General features: G+C 68.9%; 3 protein-coding genes and 1 pseudogene. 2 read left to right on the top strand and 2 right to left on the bottom strand.

Annotated features, from left to right (window positions below; all coding sequences use genetic code 11):
• Both AOK17_RS52885 and AOK17_RS39685 read right to left on the bottom strand, forming a co-directional pair.
• Positions 1-174: pseudogene (locus tag AOK17_RS52885) on the bottom strand (MBL fold metallo-hydrolase); the annotation flags it as partial.
• Complete coding sequence (locus AOK17_RS39685; protein ID WP_055617480.1) at positions 174-1262, bottom strand: S-(hydroxymethyl)mycothiol dehydrogenase; 1089 nt, start codon at positions 1260-1262, stop codon at positions 174-176. The pseudogene AOK17_RS52885 and the gene AOK17_RS39685, both read right to left, overlap by 1 nt.
• A gap of 392 nt (positions 1263-1654) precedes the next feature.
• Between AOK17_RS39685 and AOK17_RS51430 the strand changes: the two genes are divergently transcribed.
• Positions 1655-1825, top strand: a complete 171-nt coding sequence (locus AOK17_RS51430; RefSeq protein WP_169801989.1) for a hypothetical protein — start codon at positions 1655-1657, stop codon at positions 1823-1825.
• A gap of 65 nt (positions 1826-1890) precedes the next feature.
• On the top strand, positions 1891-2373 hold the full coding sequence (locus AOK17_RS39680; RefSeq protein WP_055617479.1) for a GNAT family N-acetyltransferase: 483 nt from the start codon (positions 1891-1893) through the stop codon (positions 2371-2373).
• The last annotated feature ends 70 nt before the right edge of the window (positions 2374-2443 follow it).

Below are 2443 nucleotides of genomic sequence, written 5' to 3'. Positions count from 1 at the left end.
GACGCGGACGCCATCGCCGAGCGCCTCGGCGATGGCGTCCGCGTCGTGCGCCGCGTCGATGACCACCGCCTCGGAGTCGTCACCCACGATCCAGACGTTGTTGTCGACGTCCCAGGTGCCGCCGTCCAGACTGAACGTGCCCGACGTGACCAGATGCTCGATACGGGCCGCCATCACAGCTCCACCACCGAGCGCAGGACGTCGCCCTGGTGCATACGGTCGAAGGCCTGCTCCACCGCGTCCAGTTCGATCGTCTCCGTCACGAAGGCCGCCAGGTCGAGGCGCCCCTGCTGGTGGAGGTCGATCAGCATCGGGAAGTCGCGCGAGGGCAGGCAGTCGCCGTACCAGGACGACTTGAGGGCGCCGCCGCGGCCGAAGACGTCCAGCAGGGGCAGCTCCAGCTTCATCTCCGGGGTCGGCACACCGACCAGGACCACCGTGCCCGCGAGATCCCGGGCGTAGAACGCCTGCTTGTACGTCTCGGGGCGGCCGACCGCCTCGATGACGACGTCGGCGCCGAAGCCGCCGGTCAGCTCGCGGATCGCCTCGACGGGGTCCGTCTCCTTGGAGTTGACCGTGTGGGTGGCGCCCATCGTGCGGGCCTTCTCCAGCTTCCGGTCATCGATGTCGACGGCGATGATCCGCGCGGCACCGGCGAGGTTCGCACCGGCGATCGCCGCGTCCCCGACGCCGCCGCAGCCGATGACCGCCACCGAGTCGCCACGGCCCACGTTGCCGGTGTTGATGGCGGCGCCGATGCCGGCCATCACTCCGCAACCGAGGAGGCCCGCGACCGCGGGGGACACGGACGGGTCGACCTTGGTGCACTGGCCGGCCGCGACCAGCGTCTTCTCGGCGAAGGCGCCGATGCCCAGGGCGGGGGAGAGCTCCGTGCCGTCCTCCAGGGTCATCTTCTGCTTGGCGTTGTGGGTGTTGAAGCAGTACCAGGGGCGGCCACGCAGACAGGCGCGGCACTGGCCGCACACCGCACGCCAGTTGAGGACCACGAAGTCGCCGGGCGCCACGTCGGTGACGCCCTCGCCGACCGCCTCCACCACACCGGCCGCCTCGTGGCCGAGAAGGAAGGGGTAGTCGTCGCTGATGCCGCCCTGCTTGTAGTGCAGGTCGGTGTGACAGACCCCGCAGGCCTGCACCTTGACGACGGCCTCGCCGGGACCCGGGTCCGGGATGAGAATCGTCCGGATCTCCACCGGTTCGTTCTTACCGGGGGCGATGACACCGCGTACCTGCTGGGCGGCCATGTCGGGCTCCTTCGCGTGGACAATGGGGCGTTGATCATGTTGGCACAGGGCCGGTCGAGTGGATCCGAGCCTGTGGACAACCGAGTGAAACACGCCCAACCGGGACCTGAACGGACCCTGAAAGACTTCAGACGGTTACACCTTGTTTTCAGCCCCATCGAGCGGGCGCCCGCTCATTTGGTTACCCTGTACGGGACGGACAGCTTTTTTGGGTCCCACCCACACCCACGGTCCGTCCCGGGACAAGCCGGTCACCACGGCCTGCTCTCATATGAGTTGACTGGCGCCACCGCGTCCGAACGGCCTCTACTCAGACCCGAGCGGGCGTCAGGCGACCAGTAGCAGAGTGGTCCTGCACGCCCCGAGGGTGACCGACACAAAAGGAGTGCGCGGTGACACCGGAGAAGACGAATCTCGATCAGGGCCCCAAGGAACGTACGGAGCTCGCAGGCCGGGCCGAGAAGCTCGGCAGCCTCGACGTCTGGGCCAGGTCCGCACCCATCCGCCTGGCGGGCTACGAGGACGACCTCGCCGAGCCCCACATCCTGCCCAGCGTGGACTGACCGCCCAGGTCCACGGCAGGACCCGCACGATCGCTGATCGGCATGGGCGTGCAAGACTCACGTCCATGCTGATCAGAGAAGCCGCGGCCGATGACTGGCCGCGGATCTGGCCTTTCTGGCACCGCATCGTCGCCGCCGCCGAGGCCTACGCCTGGGACCCGGACACGTCCGAAGAGGACGCCCGTGCCCTGTGGATGGCCCCGGGCAAGCGCGTGTACGTCGCCGAGGACGCCACCGGAGCGGTGGTCGGCTCCGCCTACGTCACCCCCAACTACGGCGGCCCCGCCTCTCACATCGCCAACGCCGGCTTCATGGTCGACCCCGCCCACTCGGGCCGTGGCATCGGCCGGGCCCTGGCCAACCACGTCCTCGAAACGGCCAAGGCCGACGGCTACCGGGCGATGGTCTTCAACGCCGTCGTCGAAACCAACCCCGCCGTCAACCTCTGGCTCTCCCTGGGCTTCACCATCGTCGGCACGATCCCGGACGCCTACATCCACCCGACGCAGGGCAGGGTGGGCTTGCACGTGATGCATCGGGCTCTCTGACGGCTCATTTCTGGGGGCGCGGGGCTGTGACATTTGCGGCTCCGCCGCGGGGCGCGACCAGCCACAGCCG

The organism is Streptomyces phaeochromogenes (assembly GCF_001418655.1).
Classification (GTDB): domain Bacteria; phylum Actinomycetota; class Actinomycetes; order Streptomycetales; family Streptomycetaceae; genus Streptomyces; species Streptomyces phaeochromogenes.
This window is presented reverse-complemented; position numbering and strand designations above follow the sequence as displayed.